This is a genomic window from Elioraea rosea, from assembly GCF_007644105.1.
GTDB classification, from domain to species: domain Bacteria; phylum Pseudomonadota; class Alphaproteobacteria; order Acetobacterales; family Acetobacteraceae; genus Elioraea_A; species Elioraea_A rosea.
The window spans coordinates 23,334-48,297 of sequence record NZ_VFAC01000026.1; the positions used below are offsets into that span (position 1 = coordinate 23,334).

Sequence of the window (24,964 nt, forward strand, 5' to 3'; positions counted from 1 at the left end):
GCCGGCACGAGGCCGGCGAGGCGGGCCGAGGAGCTTCTGCAATGGCACAGAACGACCCGGCGGAGCGCGACGCGCTTGAGGCAGGCGCCTCGCTCGTCGACGAAGTCGCGCTGCGCGCCCTCCGCGCAGCCGTTCGACCTGGACTCCCCGACGCTGCGGTCGCAGCCCCCGTGGTCGTCGGCTTCGTCTCCGCTGACCGGTCCGCCGCCGCCTCAACGATCGGCGGGGCGTTGCCGCAGGAGGCGACGGCACCGCCGGCGCAGCATGGCGCAACGACGCCTCATGACGCACCCGTTCCGTCTCGCGAGGGGATCGACGAGCAGGCTCGCAGTGATACGACGGCGACACCGCCTCGCACCTCCGGCGCGGCACCGATGACGACCGGGGCGACGGCAATGCCCGAGGCTGCAGGGAGGAGGACCGAGTCCGCATCGCTAACGCCGGCTTCGGCCGAGCGTGTGTCGCTTCCGGGGGAGTCCGCAACCGCGATTCCGGCGGCGCGATCCGCTGGTGAGGAGAGTGCGGCATCCGAGGATGAGGCGGCGGACGAGACGGGGGACGAGGACAGGCCTTCACCCGTTGCCGACCCTCCGCGCCTCGAGGCGGCTGGCGTGGTCACCGATGAGGACACTGCCGTCGGGCTGCCGATCACTGCTGCGATCGACGACCGGGACGGTCTCGGTGGCGAGGTCCTCGCTGTCTATGTGGAAGGCCTGCCCCCGGGTGCGACGTTGTCTGCCGGCCGCGCAATCGGTGACGGGGCGTGGATGCTCACGCCCGCCGAGCTCGAAGGGCTCACCCTGACGCCTGGGCGGGACTGGAGCGGCGAGGTGATGCTCGAGATCCGCGCGGTCTCCCGAACCGATGACGGCGTCGAAGCCGTCACCACGCGCTCTGTTCCCTTGCGCGTCGATGCCGTTGCCGATGCGCCCGACGTCGCGGCATTGGCTACCGGGCGCGAGGACAGCGCAATTGCGCTTGGTACGCGCGCCGTCGCCGTCGATCTCGATGGTTCGGAGCAGATCACCTCGGTCATCCTGCTCGGGGTGCCGGAAGGGGCGCGCCTCTCGAGCGGCACCAGGCTGGATGACGGCTCATGGTCGATCGTGCCGGAGGATCTTGCGGCGCTGACGCTTACCCCGCCGGAGCATTTCTCCGGGACGATCGCACTCCGCCTTATCGCGACCGCAGCGGAGCCGAACGGCAGCACGGCCACCTCCGCGCATGATTTCACCGTCACGGTTTCTGCGGTGGGCGACGCACCGGAGGCGACCGCTGCCGACACGGCGGGGGCGGAGGATGGGTGGATCGCGCTCGCCGGCCTCTCCGCGGCGCTCGTCGACCGAGACGGTTCGGAAACCCTCTCGGTTCGCATCGAGGGTTTGCCGGCAGGCGCGCGCCTCTCCCATGGCGTCGCCAACGGGGCAGGCTGGGTTGTTGCGGCAACGGAGCTCTCCTTGCTCTCGCTTCTGCCGCCACGCGACTTCGCGGGAACGATCGCGCTCACCCTCGTCGCTGCCGCAACTGAGGGGGCGAACAGCGACACGGCAATGACGACGGTGCCCTTCGCCGTGACGGTCGTTCCAGTGGTCGACGCAGCGACGCTCTCTGCCTCCGCGGCCGGGCTCGAGGATCGCTGGATCGCGATCGATGCTCGCTTCGGCGACTTCACGGACGGATCCGAACGCTGGGCCGAGACGGTGCTCGTCTCCGGCGTTCCGGATGGGGCGTTGCTGAACGCGGGCGAAGCGCTTGGCGGCGGTGCCTGGCGTGTGCCAACGGCTTCCCTGCAGGACGGCACGCTTGCCATCCTGCCGCCTGTCGACAGCGACACCGACATCCCCCTCGACCTCACCGCGACGGTGATCGACAGCGAAGGCGGGCTCGAGGCGCGCCGAGAGGTCACCGCATCGCTGACCGTCGCGGTCGAGGCGGTGGCCGATGCGCCGCTGCTCAGCGCCTCGGACGCAAGCGGTGCCGAGGACAGTTGGATCCCGCTCCAGGGCCTCGCTGCGTCGCTCACCGACACGGACGGGTCGGAAACCCTCGCCGTCACCGTCGCCGGCGTGCCCGCCGGGGGCGCGCTGTCGGCCGGAGCCGCGAACGCCGACGGCACCTGGACCGTGCCTGCCTCGGACCTCCCGACGCTGCGGTTCCGCCCCCCGGCCCATGCATCGGGAAGCTATGCGCTCATGGTAACCGCGATCGCGACCGAAGCCGATCCTGCGGCGGCACCGGCCTCGCGGCATGCAGGCTTCACGGTCACGGTCGATCCCGTGGCCGATGCGGCGACCCTGACCATTGCGGGGGCGGGGTCCGAGGACCAGCGGATCCCGCTCACGGCGAGCTTCGCCACACCTGACGCCGACGGGTCGGAGACGTACGGCGCGACGACGACGATCTCCGGGCTCCCCGCCGGAGCGACACTTTCGCACGGGGCCATGCTCTCTCCAGGCGTCTGGACCGTTGCGACGGACGACCTGCTCGGCGGGGCGATCTCCGTCAGGCCGCCCGAAGACAGCGATGCGGACCTGGTGCTCAGCTTCGCGACATCCGTGATCGATCGGTCCGGCGTCGCGGTGGACGAGCGCCCGGTGACGACGACGGCAACGATCGTCGTGCGAGCGGTTGCCGACACGCCCATGGTGCAGGCAGCCGATGCCGCAGGCCACGAGGATGGCTGGATCCGGCTCGCGGGTCTGGGTGGCGCCCTAGCCGACACGGACGGGTCGGAAACGCTCTCCTTCCGGCTCTCGGGTCTCCGTCCCGGTGCTCGTCTCTCCGCAGGAACGCAGCACGGAGATGGAAGCTGGAGCCTGACCGCCGTGCAACTCGCGGGCGTCTCGTTCCTGCCGCCGCCGCATCGCGCCGGCACATACACGGTAACGCTCACCGCCATCGCAACCGAAGCCAACGATGGCGCGGCGCCGGCACAGCAGAGCACGACCTTCACCATCTCCGTCGATCCGGTCGCTGACCTGGGGCGGATCACGGCATCGGGTAAGGGTGCCGAGGACGGATGGATTGCCATCGCCGCGTCCTTCACCACGCCCGACCGCGACGGTTCGGAAACCTGGTCGGCGACGACGACGATCAGTGGCGTCCCGGACGGTGCCCTGCTGTCGCAAGGCACGGAGATCTCGCCGGGCACCTGGGTGGTTTCAACCGCCACGCTCCGGGCGGGCGGTATCTCGATCCGCCCGCCGCAGGACAGCGACGCCGACATCGCGCTGACCTTCTCCGCCGTGCTGAGCGATGCCGGCAATGGCAGGAGCAACGCGCGGACGATCACGGCGCAGGGGACGATCAGCGTCACCGCGGTGGCGGATGCGCCTCTCGTCACCGTCGCCAACTCCGCCGGCACGGAGGATGCGTGGATCCCGCTTGGCGGCCTATCGGCCGCGCTTGCCGACAGGGATGGCTCAGAAGCCCTGACCGTCACGATCACCGGCTTGCCGGCGGGTGCGCGGCTCTCGCACGGCAGCGAGCAGGGCGGCGCCTGGGTCGTCGCTGGGAGCGACCTTGCAGGACTGTCCGTCCTGCCGCCGCGTGACTTTTCCGGCACGCTTGACCTGAGCCTGGTGGCCGTCGCCGCCGAAGCGCGCGACGGGTCTTCGGCAGAAGCGCGGGCCAATTTCTCGGTACACGTCGACGCGGTTGCCGACACGCCGACGATCCGCGTCGTCGCCGCGGCGGGTGACGAGGATCGCGCCATTCCGCTGTTGCTCTATGGCGTGGCGACCGACACTGACGGGTCCGAGCAGATCATGCTGTTCCGCATCGCTGATATTCCTGCCGGTGCGAGCCTCAGCACGCCTTCAGGCGTGCTCATCCCGGAGCCGGACGGAAGCGTTCTCGTTCCGGCGGCCGCCGTGGCGGGACTCCGCATCACGCCGCCTGCGAACGCGGATGACGACTTCACCCTGCGCGTTTCCAGCATCGCGGCCGAGCCGAACGGCAGCATGGCCGAGAGCATGCCCGTCGCGCTGCCTGTCCAAGTCCGCGCCGTTGCCGATGCGCCGGTCGATGTCGCCGGCGGCGCTATGGTGGCGGAGGACCAGCCTGTCCCGCTCGGCATCAGCGGACGCCTCGCCGACGCCGATGGGTCGGAGCTGCTCTCCTTCGTCGTCTCCGGCGTTCCCACCGGCATGAGCCTGACCGCGGGCACCTTCGCAGGACCCGGCCGCTGGTCGCTGACTGCGGAGGAGGCGGAAAGCGCCGCGCTCGTGGTGCCACGCGACTACGCGGGCGACCACGCGTTGACGTTGACTGCCGTCGCGCAGGAGCGGAATGGTGGGTCGATCGCGACACGCACCGTTCCGCTTCCTGTGAGCATCACCGCCGTGGTCGATACCCCTTCGGTTGGCGGAACCGGTTCGGCCGCGCGCTGGGCGACGGCGCGCGGGGCGGAGGACAGCGTCATCGCCTTGCCGCTCGACCCCGGCCTCGCCGACAGCGACGGCTCCGAACGCGTGGTCGGCACGATCGTGATCGGGGGCGTTCCCGCCGCCGCCTCGCTCCGTTACGCGGATGGCACAGCCATCGCGGCAGGCGCCGACGGGCTCCACGCGATCCCTGCCGAGCGGCTTTCGGATGTACGGGTGATCCCCCCGCGCGACAGTGACGTCGCGTTCGACCTCACCGTCAGCATGACGATCGAGGATACGGGCGGCGAGCGGCAGACGATCAGCGGCGTGATGACCGTCGATCCGCACGGCGTGGCCGACATGCCTCTCCTCACGGTCGAGGACAGGGCGGCCGCCACGCACGGCTCGTCCGATCCCGACGCGGGATGGGTGTCCCTGCCATTATCCGCGGCCGTTGCGGATGTCGACGGGTCGGAGGGCGTCCGGCTCGTGATCGACGGCGTGCCGCAGGGCTTCCGCCTGTCGGCCGGGCACAGCATGGGCGACGGCACCTGGGTGCTCCAGCCAGGAGAGGGTGCGGGCATCTCCATCCGTCCGCCAGCAGGTTTCGTGGGCGAGGTCGCTCTCGCCGTCCGTGCCATCGCGACCGAGCGGGAAGGCGACACCGCGACAGCAACGGCAACGCTTCGCCTCAGTATCGCTGGCGGCGGCTCCGGCGGCGGCGAGACTGGCGGCGGAGAGGCCGGGGGCGGCGACCCCAGCGGCGGTGGATCATCGGGGGTGGGGGGCGGCGCCGCGGAGCCCCAGGCGCCCGTACTCATCGCGACGCTCGCCGATGGCAACGAGGACCGGCCGCTCGCACTCTCGATCACTTCCGCGCATGGCGGCGGCGGCACCGGCGACGTCACACTCAGTTATGTCGTGAGCGACCTTCCACCAGGGGCGTCACTGACGGCTGGGTTCCGCGATCCGGCTACCGGCCGCTGGCTTCTGACCGAGGCCGACCTTCCCGGGCTTGCCGTGCTTCCGCCGCGCGACCTGTCCGGCCCCGTCTCCCTCACCGTCCGCGCTGTCGCGACCGATGCGCTCGGCGCCTCCACCAGCAGCATGGGGATGCCGCAGGCGGTGCTGGAAGCCGTCGCCGACGCGCCAGCGATTGGGGCTTTGCCTGGCGCTGGCACGGAAGACCAGCCGGTCGCACTGAACCTTTCCGTAACGCCGGGCGATCGCGACGGGTCGGAGACGTTGCTGTCCGTCACGATCGCTGACGTCCCGCCGGGCGCACGGCTCGTTGGCGATGGCATCACCGACAACGGCGACGGAACGTTTTCGGTCGACCCCGCTGACCTCGCGTCACTGTGCGTGTTGCCACCCGCCCATGCCCATGGGACCTATGGGCTCACCGTGTCGGCGGTGGTGGCCGAGGTCAGCAACGGCGACCACCGCACGGTGACGCGAACCGTTTCCTTCAGCGTCGCGCCTGTGCCGGATGCGCCGCTTCTTGCGGTCGCCGCCGCTTCGGGCAGCGAGGACGACGCCATACCGCTTTCAATCGGCGCCGCGCTTGCCGACACGGACGGGTCGGAAAGCCTTTCCATCGTCATTTCCGGCATGCCCTCCGGCGCACGGCTTTCGGCCGGCGTCAACAACGGCGACGGAAGCTGGACGCTGCGCCCGGACGAGCTTGCCGGCCTCTCCCTGACCCCGCCGGGCGATTTCGGGGGGACGATCTCCGCAACGGTGACAGCCTTTTCCGTCGAGCGCAGCACCGGCGCGGTCGCGGCCAGCACGGCCCCGCTCGAGATTGCCGTTGGCGCCGTCTCGGATGGCGCGATCGTTGATGCGACGCCGACCGCCCGTGGCGCCGAGGACACGACGATCCCGATCTCCATCACCGCGACGCTGCGCGATCGCGACGGCTCGGAGACGCTGACCGTGACGGCGACCGGCGTGCCCGAGGGCGCGACCTTCAGTGCCGGCCAGCGCAACGATGATGGAAGCTGGAGCTTCGCAGCCTCGGACCTTCCCGGGCTTGCCTTCACCCCGCCTCCGCATGCCGCCGGCGACTTCCCGCTCCGCTTCACCATCACCAGCACGGAAGCCGGCGGAGACTCCCGCAGCGTGACGGCGGACGTCACCGTGACCGTCACGCCTGTGGTCGACGGCGCGACGATCGCGGCCGCGCCCGCCTCCGGTGCGGAGGGGGAGATCGTGCCGCTTGCGCTTGCCGTGCCGCTCATCGATCCAGACGGCTCGGAGGAGATCCTCGGCATCACCGTCTCCGGCCTGCCACCCGGAGCGCGCCTGACGGCCGGGAGCCTGCAGCCGGGCGGAAGCTGGCTGCTGTCCCCGGCCGATCTCGCGGGCCTTGGCCTCATTCCGGCCCCGGGATGGTCCGGCAACACGACCCTGTCCGTCGCTGCCGAGGTGCGCGAGATCGACACCGATGAGCGCGCCACGGCGACGGCATCGGTCATGCTTGCCGTCGAAGCAGTGGCGACGGCGCCGATCCTGTCCGTCACGGCTGCGACCGGCGTCGAGGATGGTACGGTTCCCCTCGGCATCAGCTTGCGCCTCGCAGACACCGACGGTTCGGAGGTGCTGACCGGCATCGTTGTCGCCGGCCTTGCTCCCGGCGCGCGGCTTTCGGCCGGCACGGAGCGGGAGGACGGATCCTGGCTGCTTGCGCCGGCCGAGCTTGCAGGACTGCATCTCATCCCGGCGACGGACTGGTTCGGCAGCATGACGCTCACGGTTACCGCCGGGTCCCGCGAGCTCGGCGATGGCGACAGCGCGGCGACGATCGCGAGCCTTCCGGTGACCATCGCGCCGATCGCCGAAGCGCCGGCGCTCGCGATCGCCTCCGGCAGCCCTGCCGAGGCGGCCGCGGGAGAGGCCGCGCTCGTTTCCTCTGCCGCCATCGCCGAGCCGGACGGTGAGGCGATCATCGGTGCGGTGGTGATGCTCGGTGCCGGTCGCCACGCTGGAGACCGGATCGTTCTCGACGGCCTGGCGCTGGTGCCGGATGGCGAGGACGTGCTCGTCGGTGACACTGGCATCCGGATGGTCGGCGGTGGGTTCGATGCCGAGGCGGGAACGCTCCGGCTCGCCGGCGCGGCGGCACCGGAGGTGTATGCCGATCTCATCGAGCGGCTGACGCTCATCGACGCAGACGGCGGCGCGCTCGAGACGGGGCCGCGCAGCCTCTCGATCACCCTGACCGATGCCGGCGGCGACAGCACCACGGAACGGCTCTCCGTTCTCATCGGCGACGAGGTGATCGAAAGCGAGGGCGGGGTTGCCGAGGGCGGGGCCGGGGATGACGTGATCGTCGGCAGTGCCGCCGACGAGACATTGCGCGGCGGCGCGGGCAACGACCTGTTCCTCATCGAGCAGGGCGGCGGGGCCGACGTCATCGAGGGAGGCGAGGGGTTCGACACGGTGATGCTCGGCGATGCTGCCGGCCCACCCTCGGCCGGGCCGCCTCCTGCCGGGGGCTGGACGATCATCCTCGAGGAGGCAGGAGTGAGCTGGACCGGAGGGGAAGGAACGCTCGACTTCAGCGAGCCCGCCTCGGGCAGGATCGTGTTCGGAGACGGCGCGCAGATCGACTTCACCCAGATCGAACGCATCACGTGGTGAGACGGCCCAGTCGGGCGACGGGCTGACAGGACAGGCTTGCTGCCGTAGCTTTCCGGCCCAGGTAAGCGAAAACAGCGCGGAGCCGGATATGCCTGACACACAGGTCCTCGACCCGACCATGCTCAAGTTCGGCATCGGGCAGCCGGTGCCTCGGAACGAGGACCCCGTCCTGCTGCGCGGCGAGGGGCAGTACACCGACGACCTCTCGCTGCCCGGCCAGGTGTGGTGCGTGATGGTGCGGAGCCCCTACGCGCATGGGGTGATCCGGGGCATCGATGCCGAGGCGGCGAAGTCCATGCCCGGCGTGCTCGGTGTGTTCACGGCAGCCGACCTCGGCGAATACGGCACGATGCGCTGCGTCCTGCCGCTGAAGAACGCCGATGGCACGCCGCTGCGCAACATCGAACGCGCGGCGCTTGCGTCGGACAAGGTCCGCTTCGTGGGCGACCCCGTCGCCTTCGTGGTGGCCGAGAGCAAGGTGGCGGCGCGCGATGCCGCTGAGGCGGTGATCCTCGACATCGACCCGCTTCCCGCCGTCACGGACGCCTCCGCCGCGGCCGAGCCTGGCGCGCCACAACTCTATGACGACATCCCGAACAACGTGGTTCTGGACTTTGCCTATGGCGACCAAGCGAAGGTCGACGAGGCCTTCGCTCGCGCCGCCCATGTCACGACGCTGTCAATCCGAAACAACCGCGTCGTCGTCTGCGCGATGGAGCCGCGGAGCGCGATCGGCGAGTTCGACGCGGCGTCGGGCCGGTTCACGCTCCGTGTCGGCAGCCAGGGCGTGTTCGGCCTGCGCGGCCAGCTCGCCAACGACATCCTCAAGCTTCCGGTCGACAAGGTGCGGGTCCTCACCGGCAATGTCGGCGGCTCCTTCGGCATGAAGGCCTCCGTCTACCCCGAGTATGTGTGCCTGCTGCATGCCGCGAAGCTGCTCGGCCGCCCGGTGAAGTGGACCGATGACCGCTCGGGAAGCTTCCTGTCCGACCAGCATGGGCGTGACCATGAGGTGAAGGCTGAGCTCGCCCTCGACGTGGAGGGGAAGTTCCTTGCCGTCCGGCTCACCTCCTATGCGAACATGGGCGCCTATCTCGGCACGGTCGCGCCGCTGATGGGCACGGGCAACTTCGTCAAGAACGTACAGTCGAACTACGCCACGCCGCTCATCGGCGTTCGCACCACCTGCGCGGTCACGAACACCACGCCCGTCTCTGCCTATCGCGGTGCCGGGCGGCCGGAAGGCAACTACTTCATGGAGCGGCTGATCGAGGCTGCGGCGAAGGAGACCGGGCGCGACGCGGTGGCGCTGCGCAGGCTGAACCACATCCGCCCCGACGCCATGCCGTTCCAGGCCGCCTCCGGCTCGGCCTATGACAGCGGCGAGTTCTCCGCCCTCCTCGAGCGCGCGCTCGCCGCCGCCGACTGGGACGGGTTCGGCGCGCGCAAGGCAGAGAGTGCCACGCGCGGCAAGCTGCGCGGCCGCGGCATCGGCAACTATCTCGAGGTGACGGCGCCCCCGGCGAAGGAGCAGGGCGGGCTTCGCTTCGAGAAGGACGGAAGCGTGACGATCATCACCGGCACGCTCGACTACGGGCAGGGCCACTGGACGCCGTTCGCCCAGGTGCTGCACCAGAAGCTCGGCGTTCCCTTCGAGAAGATCCGGCTCGTGCAGGGCGACAGCGACGAGCTCGTCGCCGGTGGCGGAACGGGCGGCTCGAAGTCGATCATGGCCTCGGGCGCGGCGATCCTCGAAGCGTCCGACCAGGTCATCGAGAAGGGCACGCAGGCGGCAGCCCATGCCCTCGAGGCAGCGGTCGCCGACATCGCCTTCGAGCGTGGGCGGTTCTCCATCGTCGGCACCGACCGAGGCATGGACATCATGGAGCTCGCCGCCTGGCTGCGCGCCGCGAAGCAGCTTCCGCCCGGCGTTCCGGCGAGCCTCGACGTGCGGCACGTGTTCGACCAGGCGCCCTCGGCCTTCCCGAACGGCTGCCATATCGCAGAGGTTGAGATCGACCCCGATACCGGCGTGACGCAGGTGGTGCGCTACGTCGCGGTGAACGATTTCGGCACGGTGGTGAACCCGATGCTGGTGGCCGGCCAGGCGCATGGCGGCATCGTCCAGGGCATCGGCCAGGCGCTCTACGAGAGCACCGTCTACGACGAGAACGGCCAGCTCGTGTCGGGCTCGTTCACCGACTATGCCCTGCCGCGGGCGGACGACGTGTGCGCCTTCGCGACCGAGAGCCGCCCCGTTCCGGCGCGGACCAATCCGCTCGGCGCGAAGGGCTGCGGCGAGGCGGGATGCGCGGGCAGCCTGCCTGCGGTGATGAATGCCGTGGTCGATGCGCTTTCGGAGTACGGCATAAGCCACATCGACATGCCTGCGACGCCCGAGCGCGTGTGGCGGGCGATCAAGGCGGCGAAGGCGGCCTGAGGATCAGTCGCGCGCGTCGCGCCAGCGGCGTTCGATGATCGCCGCCGGCGCGATGCGCCTGGCGAACTCGTAGGCCGGGATGGGCCGAACGGGCGAGAGCGGCAGGGGAATGTCCGACCAGGACGTTCCCGTCGCCTGCCGCCCGAGCTCGCGGCCGATCGCGGTCGCAAGCGCGACGCCGCGCCCGTTGCAACCGTTCCAGCCGGTGACACCGGGCGCGAGCTCGTGCACATGCGGCGCCTTGTCTGCCGTCATGCCGATATAGCCCCACCACACATAGTCGAAGCGCGGCACGCCGAGCTGCGGGTACACGGCCGCGACACGCGCGCCAATCCGCTCGCGGATCCGCTTCTCCCAGTCATGCCCAAGCGCCAGCGCGCCGCCTGTGATGAGCCTTCCGGACGCGTCGTAGCGGAAGAAGTAGAGATCGCCGCGCGTATCGGAGAGCGCCTGCTTACCGGGAAGGATCGTTTTCGCAATGTTGTCGGTGAGCGGCGCCGTCGCCATCTGGTAGGAGCGGACGGGGATCACCTCCCGCCGGAAGCCCGGCCAGAGATCGGTCGAATACGCGTTGGTGGCGATGATCACGCGCTCTGCCCGAACGGCGCCGCCTTGCGTCCTCACCTCCCACCGGTCGCCGCTGCGGGAGATCGCCTCGGCAGGCGTCGCCGTATGGATCGTGACGCCGGCGGCGATCGCCGCTCGCGCGAGACCACGTGCATAGCCGAGCGGGTTGATCGTCCCGCCCGAGCTGTTGGTCCAGCCGCCGAACCAGTGATCGGTTCCGGTGAGCGTCTCCATCGCGGCACGGTCGAGCAGCGCGACCGGCGCGCCTCGCTTGCTCCAGGCCTCGACGCGCTTGGCGGCCATCTTCATCCGGCTCTCGCGATGGGCGGGCTGGATCCAGCCGCTCTGCGAGGCCTCGGCCTCTATGCCGTGGCGGCGGATGAGGTCGAACACGAGCGATGCGCTGTCGCGGATCAGGCCCACGAACTCCTCGCCCTTCGCCCCGCCCGAGGCGGAGATCTCGTCGGGGTCCATGCGCGAGAGCGTGGGGATGACCTGGCCGTTGTTTCGGCCCGAGGCGCCCCAGCCGATCGAGGCCGCCTCGATGAGCACCACCTTTGCGCCTGCCTCGGCCGCAGCGAGCGCGGCGTTGAGGCCGGTATAGCCACCGCCGATCACGCAGACATCGGCCGTCACGGTGCCCGCAAGCGCCGGCGTGTCGGGCGGGGGAGGGGCGGTCGCCGCCCAGAGGCTCGGCGGCATCTCGTCGCGCTTGTCGGTCATTCCGCGACCGGCTCCTTCCTGTCAGGCGTGGGCGTGCCCGCCGAGATACGCCGCCTTGACCCGCTCGTCCTCGGCGAGCTCTCGCGCAGGGCCTTCGAGCACGATGCGCCCGCCATCCATCACGTAGGCATGGTCGGCCACGCGAAGGGCTGCGCGCGCGTTCTGCTCGACGAGCAGCACGGGCGTGCCGTCGGCCCGGATGGTGGCGACGAGGTCGAAGATCTGTTTCACGAGCTTCGGCGCGAGGCCGAGCGAGGGCTCGTCCATCAGCAGGAGCTTCGGCCGCGCCATCATCGCGCGGCCGACGCAGAGCATCTGCTGCTCGCCCCCCGAGAGAGATCCGGCACGCTGGCGGTAGCGTTCCCGCAGGATGGGGAAGAGCGTGAGGATGCGTTCGAGCAGCGCCTGGTCCGCCTCCCCGATCGCGCCGAGGCGCAGGTTCTCGGCAACGGTCATCGCGCCGAAGATCTGCCGCCCCTCCGGCGCCTGGGCGAGGCCGCGGCGAACGATGGCGTGGCTCGGCAGCGCCGTGATGTCCTCGCCGAGAAGGCGGATCGTTCCCGATGTCGCGCGATAGACGCCCGAGAGCGCGCGCATGAGCGTCGTCTTGCCGACGCCGTTCGAGCCGAGGACGGTGACGATGCCACCGGCGGGAACGTCGAGCGAGATGCCGTGCAGGATGGTCTGCGCGCCCATGCGCACCGCGAGGTCCCGCACCTCGAGGACCGCGCTCACGCCTCGTCCTCCGCCACGCCGAGATAGGCCTCGAGCACGGCCTCGTCCTTCTGCACCTCGGCAGGCGTGCCATCGGCGATCTTCCGGCCGGAGGCGAGCACCATGACGCGCTGGCAGATGCTCATCACGAGGCCCATGTCGTGCTCGACGAGGAGGATGGTCAACCCCTCGGCAGACAGCGAGGTGATGAAGCGGGCGAGCGCGGTGGTCTCGGTATCGTTCAGCCCCGCGGCCGGCTCGTCGAGCACCAGAAGTCGCGGGCCTGTGGCGAGCGCGCGGGCGATCTCGAGATATTTCCGCCTTCCGTAGGAGAGGTTGGCGGCAAGCTCGCCGGCGACGTCGGCGAGGCCCGTCCGCTCGAGCGCCTCTTCCGTGCGGCGGCTGATCGCGCCACTTCGCGCGCGCGCGCCACCGCTTCGCCAGAGCGCGTCGAGCGGCGACTGGCCCTCCCGCCCCGCCGCGCCGACCGATACGTTGTCGAACACGGTCATGTTCGGGAAGACGCGCAGGTTCTGGAACGTCCGCCCGATGCCGAGGCGGCAGATCCGCCAGGGCTTGAGCCCGGAGATCCGCGTGCCGGTGAAGCGCACCTCGCCCGCACTTGGCGGGGTGAAGCCGCAGATGACGTTGAACAGCGTCGTCTTGCCCGCGCCGTTCGGCCCGATCAGGCCGACGAGCTCGCCTTCCCCGACATGGCCCGAGACATCGTCGACGGCGGTGAGCCCGCCGAAGCGCCGCGTGACACGATCGATCTCGAGCAGCGGCATCTCAGCGCCACCCCACGCCGCGGTCCTGCTGCCAGGCCGCACCCAGCTGCCGGCGTGCGAGCGACAGCGCCGACACCTCGCCGAACAGCCCCCTCGGCAGGAACAGGATGCAGAGGAACATCACGACGCCGACCATCAGGATGCGCACCTCGCCCACGGCGCGCAGCGCCTCGGGCAGGAGCAGCAGCAGCGCCGCGCCGATGATCGCGCCCGGAACGCTGCCCAACCCGCCGACGACGACCATCGCGAGGATGAGGATGCTCTCGGCAAAGCGGAAATCGCCAGGGTTCACGTAGCCCGTCGTGTGCGCCCAGAGGGCACCGGCGATGCCTGCGAGGAAGCAGGCGATTGCGAACACCTCGATCTTGAGGCGGACGACGTTGAGGCCCATTGCGTCTGCGCACTGGTCGTCCTCGCGGACCGCGCGCAGCGCGTTGCCGTAATAGGAGTGGGTGCAGCGATGCACGATGACGGCAGCGATGGCGGTGATCACCGCGACGAAGAGATAGGTCGCGAGCGGGCCGGAGAGGTCGATCCCCAAAGGTCTCAGTGGCGGGATGTTGCCGATGCCGAGGGGACCCTCGGTGAAAGACACCCAGTTGAGCAGCGTGACGTAGATCATCTCGCCAAGGCCGAGCGTGGCGACGGCGAAGTAGATCGAGACGAGCCGCATCGTCGGTAGCGCGAGGGCGATGCCCAGAAGCCCTGAGACGAGGCCGGAAAGCGGGATGGTCAGGAGCGGGCCGAGGCCGAGCCGTGTCGAGAGGATCGCCGCGGTGTAGGCGCCGACGCCGTAGATCGCCGCGTGTCCAAGGCTGAGCAGGCCGGCGACGCCGGTGATGAGCTGCATCGAGAGCGCGAGGATCGAGAAGATCAGCGTCACGATCGCGAGCCGGAAGAAATAGCCCGAGTCGGCGAGGCTCAACCCGAGCGGCACGAGGACGAAGATCGCGGCCCCGAGAGCGATCGCGAGCGGCGGGAATCGACGGTCAGACACGTTCGCGCCCCGCACCGAAGAGACCTGTCGGGAAGAAGATGAGCGTCAGGACCAGGAAGAGATAGGCGACAAGGTCGGCCCACCCTTGGGCGAAGAACTCTGTCGCCACGGCTTCGGAGACGCCGAGGAAGATCGCGCAGATCACCGCGCCGGGGATGGAGTTGAGCCCGCCCATCACCATCGCGACGAAGGCCTTCACGCCTGGCGCGAAGCCCATCGCCGGGAAGATGGTTCCCTGGTAGAGGCCGATCAGGATGCCCGCGACCGCGCCCATTCCGGAGCCGATCGCGAAGGTGGCGATCACCGTCCGGTCGACGTTCACCCCGACATACTGCGCGCCGAGCGGGTTTGCCGCGACCGCGCGGATCGAGAGCCCGATCTGCGTGCGGAACAGGATGAACTGCAGCGTCAGGAACATCACGATCGCCGCGCCGAGGATGACGAGCTGGCCCGAGGCGACGGCGAGCTCGCCGATCAGGATCGGCTCCTGCAGCGCGTTGGCGTAGGCGCGCGGGATCGGCCGCATGTCGGCGCCGAAGATCTTCTCCGTCGCTTCGCGGACGATGATCGAGACGGCGAGCGAGGAGAGAAGCGTGCTCTCGCGCATCGCCTTCGATTTCAACGAGGCCTCGTCGCGGAACCGCCTGAACGGCTTGAACGCGGCCCGCTCGAGCAGCACGCCCGCGACGATGCCGGCGGCGAGGACGATCAGCAGAAGCGCGACCCAGGGCGGGGCGAGGAAGATCAGCGCCATCAGCCCGGCATAGGCGCCGATCATGTAGATCTCGCCATGCGCGAAGTTGACGACGTTCAGCACGCCGAAGATCAGCGTGAAGCCGATGGCGACGAGCGCGTAGACGAGCCCGACGGAGAAGCCGTTGACGAGCTGCTGGACGAAGAAGATGTCGAAACGGTCGAACAACGAGATGTTCCCGCAAGGGCGGGAGGCCGCGCGCCTCCCGCCGGACGCTGGCTCAGTTCTGGATCAGGGTGAACTTGCCGTCCTGGATGCGCATCCGCGCCAGCGTCTTGGCCGGCTCCCGCGTCTCGGGGTCGAAGGTCGTCGCACCCGTCACGCCGGGGAAGTCCTTCGTCCTGGCGAGCTCGTCGCGAACGCGCTGGCGGGTGACGTCGGGCCAGGCGCGCGCGATCGCCTCGAGCATGATGTTCACCGCATCGAAGGCCTGGGCCGAGAACATGTTCGGCTCGGAGTTGAAGCGGCGCTTGTACTCCTCGACATAGGCCTTCACATGCGCCTCGGGGCTTTCGGCCATGAAGCTCGTCGAGAGGTACATACCCTCGGCGCCTGGGCCTGCGAGCTCGATCAGCTTCGGCTCGTACATCGAGGAGGTGCCGTAGACGGGCGCGCGGATGTTGAGCTGGCGCCGCTGCTGCAGGAACGCCGCGCCATCCTCGTAGAACATGCCGATGTAGATCGCATCCGGCCGCTGCCGGGCGATGTCGGTCAGCACGGCGCGGAACTCGCGGTTGCCGGGGTTGTACATCTGCGTCGCGACGACCTCGCCGCCGGTCGCCTTGAAGGCGTCGGCGAAGTTCGAGACGACCGACTGGCCCCAGTCATTCTGGATGGACACGACGGCGACGCGCTTGACGCCGTTGGCCGCCATCCACCGCGCCACATGCGGGCCCTCATATGCCTGCGTCGTGATGTTGCGGAACTGCCAGGGGCTGATCTTTACGTAGTCGGGATGCGAGGCCGTCTGGCTCAGCTGCGGCATGCCCGCCTCGGCATAGACGCGGCCGGCCTGGATCGCTGCGGAGGAGGAGAAGTCACCGAGCACGGCGACGATGTCGCGGTTGTCGACGAACTTGCGGGCAACGGCGACGGCCTCGCGCGGGTCGGAGCGTGTATCCTCGAACACGATGTTCACCTGCGCGGGAATGCGCCCCGAGCGGTTGAAGGCATCGAGCGCCATAATCGCCGAGTTACGGAAGCGCTCGCCGTATTGGCTGAACTCGCCCGTCAGCGGAAGCTGGTAGCCGAGGGTGACGGTGCGCTGCTGCGCCACCGCCGCCCCGGCCAGGGGAAGCGCGGCGCCGGCAAGAAGAAGCGTGCGGCGTGTCGTGGTCATGTCTATCTCCGTCGCATGAGTCTCGGGCGCGTTGATCGGGCCGGACGGCACCGCTCAGGCCGTGCTGCCCGGGGTGATGTGGAGGTTGCAGCAGCCCTCTTTGCCCGGCGTCCAGGTTCGGTTCTCGATGGCGAAGCCTGCGGCCTCGAAGGTGCCGTTGTCGATGATGCCGGCGATGCGGCAGAGCGTGGCGAGCTTCTCGTCCGGAACGCCGGCGGCGACCCAGGCCGATTTCAGCGGGCAGTCATGGAACTGGATCTCGAGCTTGCCGGCATCGCAGCGCTTCACCTCGGGCTTGAAGAAGTCAGGCCCGCCGGGCAGCCCGCCGATGAAGGCATCGCGCAAGCCAACGAGATCGGCCGGGCCGAAGCGCTTGAACGCCTCGCCGACGGCGGTGCCACGCTTGTAGATCGCCCGCTTGAGCACCTCCTCGGCCTTCTCGGCGCCGAGTTCTGCAGCGAGCGCGTCATAGGCCTCGAGGTAGATCAGCGCGCGGTTGGCGAGCTGCGCTTTCAGCTGCGCCCGAAGCGGGGCCGCTTCCATCCTTACCCCTCCATTGTGCACCGCGGAACGCTGCGCGGAGCGGGGCGCGCCGTCAAGCGGCGGCGTAGACGTGGTTCACCCCGTCTCCGAAGCGATCGAACGCGACGCCGTAGACATGCAGCGAGAGCGCCGGCCCGTCCGAGACGTTCGCGAGCTGGTGCACGAGCGTGATGTCGGCGGGGCCGGAGGAGGTCGCGCCGACAGCCCGCGGGTGCCGGGCGGCAAGGGACGGCAGCCCGCTCTCGAGACCGAAATAGCGCTCCTCGAGCCAGCCGCGATAGATGCCGACGGCGCACCATGTGCGATGCCCATGCACCGGGCTCGCCTGGCCTGGCGCCCAGGCGATCGCGACCATAGCCCAGCCCTCCGCGGCGTTCTCGTGCAGCAGGTGCCGCACGTAGCGGTCGGGCGAGCAGGGGCAGGGGAAGCCGGCGAGCAGATCATCGGCGGCAAGGAACGGCGCAAGCGCCTCGGCGACGGCCAGGTGGCGCGAGGTCTCCGGTGCGCGTGCGGCCGCGGTGATGCCTCCCAGCATGGCGCTGAAGGCGGCGCTCCGTCCGACCCCCCTGGTCATCTCTCCATCCCCCCTCAGGTGCCCACGCGGGTGGCGGAATCGGGGCGCAGCAGCGCCTCGAGCACCATGGCCCGGCTTGTTTCGATCTCGGCCGCCACCGCCTCTGCCGCGCGCGCGCCATCGCCTGCGACGAGCGCAGCGATCAGCGCGCCGTGCTCCGCCCGCATCTCGCCCGTCCGGTCGCGCGCGGAGAGGCCAAGAACGAGAAGCCGCGCCGCCTCGTCGAGCAGCCGCGCGAGCGTGCGCGCGAGGCGGCGGTTGCCGGCGAGATCCGCGATGGCAACGTGGAAGGCAGTGTTGGCCTCGAGGAAGGCGAGCGCGCTTTCGGGGTCGGCCGGGTCGTAGCCGCAGCGGCAGACGGCATCGAGCCGCTGCAGGGCCGCCTCATCGACGCGGCCGGCGGCGAGCCGCGCGGCCTCCGGCTCGAGAAGCGCGCGAAGCCCGAACACCTCATGGATGTCGCGCACGGTGACGGGGGTGACGAGCCAGCCCCGCCGGGCCATGGGCTGCACGAGCCCCTCGTCGGCGAGCCTCGCCAGCGCGGCGCGGACGGGCGCCTTGCCCAGACCGGTGAGCGCTGCCGCCTCAGCCTCGCTCACCGTCGCGCCTGGGGCGATGCGGGTGGAGAGGATGGCGCGCCGCAGCGCGGCGATTGCCTGTTCGGTCAGGCTCGCTGGGGCCGGGACGAAGGATATAGGCTCTGTCATCGCTCGGGCATTTCTCTGACATGTCAGAACCGCGCGCAAGGGCCAAGCGCGCGCCTCCAAAGGCTGTTGCGCTAGAAGCTGCCGCTCTCGGCGAGGTAGCGCCGCACCCTGTACGGCTCGGCAGCGATCGCCGGGCCGGCCTTGGCGACGATGGGAGCAAGCCTTTCGAACAGGGCACGCTGCGGGGCCGTGTCGCGCTCGTGCCTTGCCCGGGCCTCCTCTGCGCGGTCCTTCAGCGCGGCGAGGTCAACCGTTGTGAGCCGCCCGTCCTCGACAATCAGCCGCCCGCCGACCATGACGTGGCGGACGGCGGTGCCGTCCTCGACGTGCACCAGCTGGTTCACCGTCCAGCGATGCGGCATCCAGTTCGGGTGGCGCAGGTCGAGGAACACGATGTCTGCCTTGGCTCCCACCGCGATCCGCCCGATGCCCTCCAGGCCAAGCGCACGGGCCGAGCCCCCGGTCGCTGCCCCATACGCCTCCTCCGCACTTGCCCAGGAGGCGGGGTCGGGGCCCTGCACCTTGGAGAGAAGCGAGGCGAGCCGCATTGCCTCGTACATGTTGAGGTTGTCACCGCACGAGCAGGTGTCGGTGCCGAGGCCAACGGCAACGCCGGCATCGAGCGCCCGGCGAAGCGGGAACAGGCCGTTGCCGAGCTTCATGTTGGAACCGGGGTTGTGCGAGATCGTCGCTCCCCTTCGCGCCATCGTCTCGAGGTCGCCGTCATCGAGCCAGATGCCGTGGGCGGCGACGAAGCGCGGCCCGATCAGCCCGAGGCCATCGAGATGCTCGACGACCGTGCGGCCATAGGTGCGCAGCCCCATCACGGCCTGCACCTTGCTCTCCGCCACATGCATCGAGAGCCGCACGCCGTGCCGTTCTGCGAGGTCGCGGCAGGCGGCGAGGAAGGCATCATCGCAGTGCGTCGGGATGGTCGGGCCGATGCCGACGGCGATGTCGCGCCCCGACCAGCGCCATCCCGCGACGATCCGGTCCAGCGCGGCGAAGGTGTCGCGCCAGGGCGGCAGCCGAAGTGCCGCGACCTCGGCCCGGAGAGCCTCGGGCAGGGCCTCGGCGATGGGGGGGATGGCCTCGTAGAGCGTCCGGTCTGCCACCATCGGCGCGATGACGGCACGGAGGCCGACCGCGTCGTACGCCCCTGCCACCGCGTCGATGCCCTCCGCGGTCGGCATCGGTGTTTCGGTGACCATGTCGAAGGCGGCCGTGCAGCCCTTCAGCACCATCTCTGCCGCGCCGATGGTCGCCGAGAGCGCCTTGTCCGCGACCGTGCGTGCGCCGCCGACCCACGGCGAGGCGGCAAGGAGCAACTCCAGCGTCCAGCGGTCACCCACGCCGCGCGAGAGGAAGCCATGCGCATGGGTGTGGCCGTTCACCAGCCCCGCGTGGAGAAGCATCCCCGAGGCGTCGAGGATGCGCGCGCCTTCCGGCACCGCCATGCCCGGCGGGCCGATCTCCGCGATGACGCCGTCGCGCACAAGGATGTCGCGCGGCTCGGCGATGGTGGCGGCGCGGTCGGCGAGCAGGCCGCCGCGGATGACGAGGTCGCCCTTCTCCGTCGCGGCCATTGCCGCCTCCTTGGCTACCAGGCTCGGCCGGTGGCGATCGCCGGCGCGGTGTCCTGCGCGATCAGCCGCTCGAGGAAGGACAGGCGGTCCTGCCCCCAATGGATCACGCCGCGCCAGACATAGTTCGGCGTTCCGAACATCCCGCCCGCGATCGCAGCCTCGCGGTTGGCGACCCACTCCGCCTCCACCTCCGCGCTCGCCGAAGCCGCGACGAGCGCCGCACCGGGCAGGCCCTCGGCGTCGGCGATGCGGGCGAGCACCGCCGGGTCCCTCGTGTCCTGCTCCTCTGCCCAGAGGGCGCGGAGGAAGGCATGCGAGAGCGCGACCGCGTCATGGCCCGCGCGCTGGGCGGCGATCACGACCAGGGCGGCGGGCTTGGGGTCCGTCGGATAGTGCTTCGGGCGAAGGTTCAGGGGCATACCGAGATGCCTGCGCCACCGCTCGAGCTCCACCTCGTGGTAGCGCTGCCGTGCGTCGGGGCGGGTCCGCAGCAGCACCCCGCCATTCTCCGTCAGCACCGTGATGGGCCGGCAGACGACGGGCACGCGGTAGCGCGCGGCGAGCTCGGCGAGCCGCGGCCCGCCGAGATACGCCCACGGAGACGACAGGGAGTGGAAGTACTGGATCGCCTCGGTCATGGGATGGCGCGAGGTCAGTCGACCCGCGCGCCGGAGCGACGAACCACTTCCGCCCAGACGGGGAGGTCTGCCTCGAGCAGCTTGCGCGCCTCGGTCGGGCCCTCGGACATCTGCGTCATGCCCTGCTCATTGATCCAGGCGACGAAGCCGGCCTCGTCGATGATCTTCCGCACCTCGGCGGCGAGCTTGGCGATGACGGGCTGGGGCGTGGATGCCGGCACGGCGAGGAGATACCAGGTGGTGGTCGCGAAGCCGGGCAGGTTGCAGGCCTCGGCCATGGGCGGCACGTCAGGGAAGCCGGCGAGGCGGCCGCGGCTCGTGACGCCGAGCAGCTTCACCTGGCCCTGCCGGTAGGGGCCGACGAGGGCAGGCGTCTGGTGCAGGAAGATGTCCACCTCGCCGCCGAGCAGGGCGGTCATGGCGAACGGTCCGCCGCGATAGGGCACGTGCGTCATCTCGATGCCGGCAGCGGCCGCGAACTGCGCGCCGGCAAGATGCGTCGAGGCGCCATTGCCGGTCGAGGCGTAGTTGAGCCGACCCGGCGCTGCCTTCGCCGCCGCGATCACGGCGCGGCAGTCGGTCAGGTTCGGCCGGCGGTCGGGCGCGACGGTGAGCGCGTTCGGCACATCGGCCAGGGCGATGACGGGGGCGAGATCCTTCATCGTGTCGAGCGGCATCCGGGCGTACAGGGCGGGGTTGATCGCGAGCATCGCGGAGGTGCCGAACAGGATCGTGTGCCCGTCCGGCATCGACTTGGCGACATGGTCCATCGCGATGTTGCCGCCTGCGCCGACGCGATTGTCGACCACCACCGTCGCCCCCAGCGCCCGGCCGAGCGGCTCGGCGAGCCTGCGGCTGTAGATGTCGGTGCCCGACCCGTTCGGGAAGCCGCCGACGATGGTGATCGGCTTGCCCTGGACCGGGAAATCCTGCGCCGCGGCCGGCGCTGAGGCGAACGGAGCGGTGAAGGCGAGTGCTGCTGCGAGCGCGGCGCGGCGCGTTGCGGACGAACGGATGCTCATCAATCCCTCCCAATATCTCCCAGGGCGGCATAGTGTCCGCTGCAACCGCCGAGCGCAAACCCTCCGGCGCGCGGAACCTTCGCGAGACGCACTATGACCCGAGACATGCAGGCCCCCCGCACCGCCATCGCCGCAGGAGGCAAGAGCATCTACGGAGCCCCGTTGGGCATCCTGATGCTCGAGGCGCGCTTCCCCCGCATCCCGGGCGACATGGGCAACGGCCTGACCTGGCCCTTTCCGGTTCTGTTCCGTGTCGTTCGCGGAGCGAGCCCGGAACGCGTCGTGCTCGAGGGGGCGAAGGGGCTTCTCGATGCCTTCGTCGCGGCAGCGGAGGATCTGATCGACCTCGGCGCCGAGGCGATCACCACCAATTGTGGGTTCCTGAGCCTGTTCCAGAGAGAGATGGCCGAGCGGCTGAACGTTCCGGTCGCGACCTCGAGCCTGATGCAGGTGCCCCTGGTGCAGGCAACGCTTCCGCCGGGAAGACGGGTGGGGCTCATTACCGTCTCGGCGTCCACGCTGACACCGGCCCATCTCGATGCCGCGGGCGTTCCACGCGACATCCCCGTGGCCGGGACGGAGAACGGGCGGGAATTCTTCCGCGTGCTGATCAAGGGCGAGAAGCACGACATGGACGTCGCGCTCGCGGCCCAGGACATCCTCGACGCGGGGCGCGACCTCGTCTCGCGCCACCCGGAGGTCGGCGCCATCGTGCTCGAATGCACCAACATGCCGCCCTACGCCCATGCCCTGCGCGAGGCCCTGGGCCTGCCTGTCTACGACATCTATTCCTTCATTGCCTGGTTCCATGCTGGGCTGAGGCCCCGGGATTTCGGCCCGCCGGCCGACCGGCGAACCTGCCTCGGCGGCTGAAAGGCCGGGAATCGGCGCGGTCTTTACGGTTTCTTCGGCGCATCGGGGTCGAATGCGGGCACCTGCATGGAGGTGCGCCGATGGACGATCTGCTGAAGGATTTCTTGACGGAGACGGCCGAGGCTATCGCCGAGCTCGACACGGCGCTGATCCGCCTCGAGCAGTCGCCCGACGATGCGCAGACGCTCGCGCTGATCTTCCGGCTGGTGCACACCATCAAGGGAACCTGCGGCTTCCTCGGCCTCTCCCGCCTCGAGAAGGTCGCCCACGCCTCCGAGAACGTTCTCGGCAAGTTTCGCGACGGGACAATGACCGTCACGACCGGTGCCATCTCCGTTGTTCTCGGCTCGATCGACCGGATCAAGACGATCGTCCATGACCTCGAGCAGCACGGCCAGGAGGTGGCGGCGGACGACAGCGACATCATCGATGCGCTGAACCGGATCTACAACGGCGAGGACGTCGACGCGCCCGCAGCGGTGGCCGCCGCGCCGGCCGAGGAGGAGGAGCTGCCGCCCGAGCCGGCGGCGACGGAGGCGCCCGCAGTGGAGGCCAAGGCCGAGATCCTGCCCCCCGCAGGCCCCGCCCGCGACGCGGGCAGGGACGGGACCGACACGCTCGCCGCCTCCAAGCAGTCGATCCGCGTCGGCGTCGATGTGCTCGAGGACCTGATGACGCTGGTGAGCGAGCTCGTGCTTGCGCGCAACCAGCTTCTGCAGCTCTCCCGCACGCACGAGAACAACCCCTTCGAGGTGCCGCTGCAGCGGCTTTCGCACATCACCTCCGACCTGCAGGACGGCGTGATGAAGACGCGCATGCAGCCGATCGGCAATGCGTGGAGCAAGTTCCCGCGCCTCGTGCGCGACATCGCCCACGAGATCGGCAAGAAGATCGACCTGCAGATGATCGGCGCCGAGACCGAGCTCGACCGCCAGGTGCTCGAGCTGATCAAGGACCCGCTGACGCACATGGTGCGCAACAGCGTCGACCACGGCATCGAGAAGCCGGAGGACCGGCGCGCGGCAGGCAAGAGCGAGACCGGCCGGCTTGTGCTCAACGCCTTCCATGAGGGAGGGCACATCATCATCCAGATCAGCGACGACGGGCGGGGCCTCAACACCGCGCGCATCCGCCAGAAGGCCGTCGCCCAGGGGCTCGCGGGCGAGGCCGAGGTCGCGGCGATGGCAGAGAGCGACGTGCACCAGTTCATATGGCGCGCGGGCTTCTCGACGGCCGCCGCCGTCACCTCCGTGTCCGGCCGCGGCGTCGGCATGGATGTCGTCAAGACCAACATCGAGAAGATCGGCGGCACGATCGAGCTTCGCTCCGTCGAAGGGCAGGGCACGACCTTTACGATCAAGATTCCGCTGACGCTCGCGATCGTCGCAGCCCTCGTCGTCCAGGCCGGAGCGGAGCGCTTCGCCATCCCGCAGATCAGCGTTGTCGAGCTCGTCCGCGCCGGCGGGGCCTCCGAAGCAGCGATCGAGCGCATCAACGAAACGCCGGTCCTGCGCCTGCGCGACAGGCTCCTGCCGCTCGTCGACCTGCGCAACCTGCTCGGCCTGCCTTCCGAGACCGACCAGGCCTCGGGCGACTTCATCATCGTCTGCAAGGTCGGCGTGCAGACCTTCGGCCTGATCGTCGACAGGGTGTTCGACACCGAGGAGATCGTGGTCAAGCCCGTGGCGCCGATCCTGCGCCACATCACGCTCTTCTCCGGCAATACGATCCTCGGCGACGGCAGCGTGATCATGATCCTCGACCCGAACGGCATCGCCCGCGCCGTCGGCATCGGCACAGGCACGGGGGCCGAGCGCGAGGCGCTCAACGGCACCACCTCGGAATCCGTGGTGGAGACCGACAAGACCGCGCTGCTGCTCTTCCGCGCCGGCGGATCGGAGCCGAAGGCTGTGCCGCTCGGCCTCGTCGCCCGGCTCGAGGAGTATCCCATCGAGGCGATCGAGAACGCCAACGGCTCGCCCGTCATGCAGTATCGCGGCAAGCTCATGCCGCTCGTGCCGATCGATGGCGGCATGGTCGGCAGCCCCGGTGCGGAGAATGGCGGCCGCACGCGCCAGCCCGTTCTCGTGTTCAACGACGCCGAGCGGTCGATGGGCCTGCTCGTCGACGAGATCCTCGATGTCGTGGAGGACCGTCTCCGCGTCGAGCTGAACACGCACAGGCCCGGCTTCCTCGGCACCGCGACGATCGCCGGCCGCGCGACGGAGGTGATCGACATCACCTACTGGCTCCGCCTCGCCTACCCCGACTGGTTCGCGCGCAAGGAGAGCGAGGTCGGCCAGGGCCAGAAGCGTGTCCTGGTGCTCGACGACAGCGCCTTCTTCCGCCAGCTGCTGCCGCCCGTGCTGACCACCGCCAACTACGCCGTCACGGTGGTCGACAGTGCCGCGGCCGCGCTGAAGCTGCGCGAGGCGGGCGAGATGTTCGACGCGATCGTCTCCGACATCGAGATGCCGGAGATGGACGGCATTGCCTTCGCCGCCGAGGTCCGGCGCGCCGGGTCATGGTCCTCGCTCCCGCTCATCGCGCTGACGAGCCGCGTGTCGGAGGCGGACATCGCCCGCGGCCGCGCGGCAGGGTTCAGCGACTACGTTGCCAAGTTCGACCGTGACGCGGTGCTCGCCGCGCTCGCCCAGGTTCTCTCGGCCACCGAGATGGAGACGCTCTGA

16 protein-coding genes are annotated in these 24,964 nt (G+C 69.9%); 4 read left to right on the forward strand and 12 right to left on the reverse strand.

Annotated features, from left to right (window positions below; translation table 11 throughout):
* Positions 1 to 41 precede the first annotated feature (41 nt).
* Complete coding sequence (locus FIF60_RS15200) at positions 42 to 8,009, forward strand: Ig-like domain-containing protein (RefSeq protein ID WP_144186948.1); 7,968 nt, start codon at positions 42 to 44, stop codon at positions 8,007 to 8,009.
* An 88-nt stretch (positions 8,010 to 8,097) separates the two neighbouring features.
* Complete coding sequence (locus FIF60_RS15205) at positions 8,098 to 10,449, forward strand: xanthine dehydrogenase family protein molybdopterin-binding subunit (protein WP_144186949.1); 2,352 nt, start codon at positions 8,098 to 8,100, stop codon at positions 10,447 to 10,449.
* Between the two features lie 3 nt (positions 10,450 to 10,452).
* On the opposite strand, the gene FIF60_RS15210 is transcribed toward FIF60_RS15205, so the two are convergent.
* The 12 genes from FIF60_RS15210 to FIF60_RS15265 all read right to left on the reverse strand — a co-directional run bounded on the left by FIF60_RS15210 (position 10,453) and on the right by FIF60_RS15265 (position 21,401).
* Positions 10,453 to 11,739: an NAD(P)/FAD-dependent oxidoreductase gene (locus tag FIF60_RS15210; protein ID WP_144186950.1), complete on the reverse strand. Its 1,287-nt coding sequence runs from the start codon at positions 11,737 to 11,739 to the stop codon at positions 10,453 to 10,455.
* 21 nt (positions 11,740 to 11,760) lie between these two features.
* Positions 11,761 to 12,474: an ABC transporter ATP-binding protein gene (locus tag FIF60_RS15215; RefSeq protein ID WP_204251212.1), complete on the reverse strand. Its 714-nt coding sequence runs from the start codon at positions 12,472 to 12,474 to the stop codon at positions 11,761 to 11,763.
* Complete coding sequence (locus FIF60_RS15220; RefSeq protein ID WP_144186951.1) at positions 12,471 to 13,241, reverse strand: ABC transporter ATP-binding protein; 771 nt, start codon at positions 13,239 to 13,241, stop codon at positions 12,471 to 12,473. The genes FIF60_RS15215 and FIF60_RS15220 overlap by 4 nt, the downstream gene beginning before the upstream one ends.
* A 1-nt stretch (position 13,242) precedes the next feature.
* Complete coding sequence (locus FIF60_RS15225) at positions 13,243 to 14,238, reverse strand: branched-chain amino acid ABC transporter permease (protein WP_144186952.1); 996 nt, start codon at positions 14,236 to 14,238, stop codon at positions 13,243 to 13,245.
* Positions 14,231 to 15,160, reverse strand: a complete 930-nt coding sequence (locus FIF60_RS15230) for a branched-chain amino acid ABC transporter permease (protein ID WP_144186953.1) — start codon at positions 15,158 to 15,160, stop codon at positions 14,231 to 14,233. Before FIF60_RS15230 ends, FIF60_RS15225 begins: the two co-directional genes overlap by 8 nt.
* Before the next feature lie 52 nt (positions 15,161 to 15,212).
* The gene (locus tag FIF60_RS15235) at positions 15,213 to 16,331 is read right to left on the reverse strand and encodes an ABC transporter substrate-binding protein (protein ID WP_144186954.1); all 1,119 of its coding nucleotides are present in this window, start codon (positions 16,329 to 16,331) and stop codon (positions 15,213 to 15,215) included.
* 54 nt (positions 16,332 to 16,385) lie between these two features.
* On the reverse strand, positions 16,386 to 16,874 hold the full coding sequence (locus tag FIF60_RS15240) for an L-2-amino-thiazoline-4-carboxylic acid hydrolase (protein WP_144186955.1): 489 nt from the start codon (positions 16,872 to 16,874) through the stop codon (positions 16,386 to 16,388).
* A 52-nt stretch (positions 16,875 to 16,926) separates the two neighbouring features.
* On the reverse strand, positions 16,927 to 17,448 hold the full coding sequence (locus FIF60_RS15245; RefSeq protein WP_144186956.1) for a cysteine dioxygenase family protein: 522 nt from the start codon (positions 17,446 to 17,448) through the stop codon (positions 16,927 to 16,929).
* A gap of 14 nt (positions 17,449 to 17,462) precedes the next feature.
* Positions 17,463 to 18,155 (reverse strand): GntR family transcriptional regulator, encoded by a 693-nt coding sequence (locus FIF60_RS15250; RefSeq protein WP_144186957.1) that lies wholly within the window; start codon positions 18,153 to 18,155, stop codon positions 17,463 to 17,465.
* Positions 18,156 to 18,226: 71 nt separating this feature from the next.
* Entirely contained in the window at positions 18,227 to 19,741 is a 1,515-nt protein-coding gene (locus FIF60_RS15255) for an amidohydrolase family protein (protein ID WP_144186958.1), read from the reverse strand.
* Between the two features lie 14 nt (positions 19,742 to 19,755).
* Entirely contained in the window at positions 19,756 to 20,379 is a 624-nt protein-coding gene (locus FIF60_RS15260; protein WP_144186959.1) for a 2-hydroxychromene-2-carboxylate isomerase, read from the reverse strand.
* Between the two features lie 14 nt (positions 20,380 to 20,393).
* Positions 20,394 to 21,401: a Bug family tripartite tricarboxylate transporter substrate binding protein gene (locus FIF60_RS15265; protein ID WP_144186960.1), complete on the reverse strand. Its 1,008-nt coding sequence runs from the start codon at positions 21,399 to 21,401 to the stop codon at positions 20,394 to 20,396.
* 105 nt (positions 21,402 to 21,506) lie between these two features.
* Here FIF60_RS15265 and FIF60_RS15270 point away from each other — a divergent pair, with 105 nt between their 5' ends.
* Positions 21,507 to 22,274 (forward strand): aspartate/glutamate racemase family protein, encoded by a 768-nt coding sequence (locus FIF60_RS15270; RefSeq protein ID WP_144186961.1) that lies wholly within the window; start codon positions 21,507 to 21,509, stop codon positions 22,272 to 22,274.
* Positions 22,275 to 22,354: 80 nt separating this feature from the next.
* Entirely contained in the window at positions 22,355 to 24,964 is a 2,610-nt protein-coding gene (locus tag FIF60_RS15275) for a hybrid sensor histidine kinase/response regulator (RefSeq protein ID WP_144186962.1), read from the forward strand.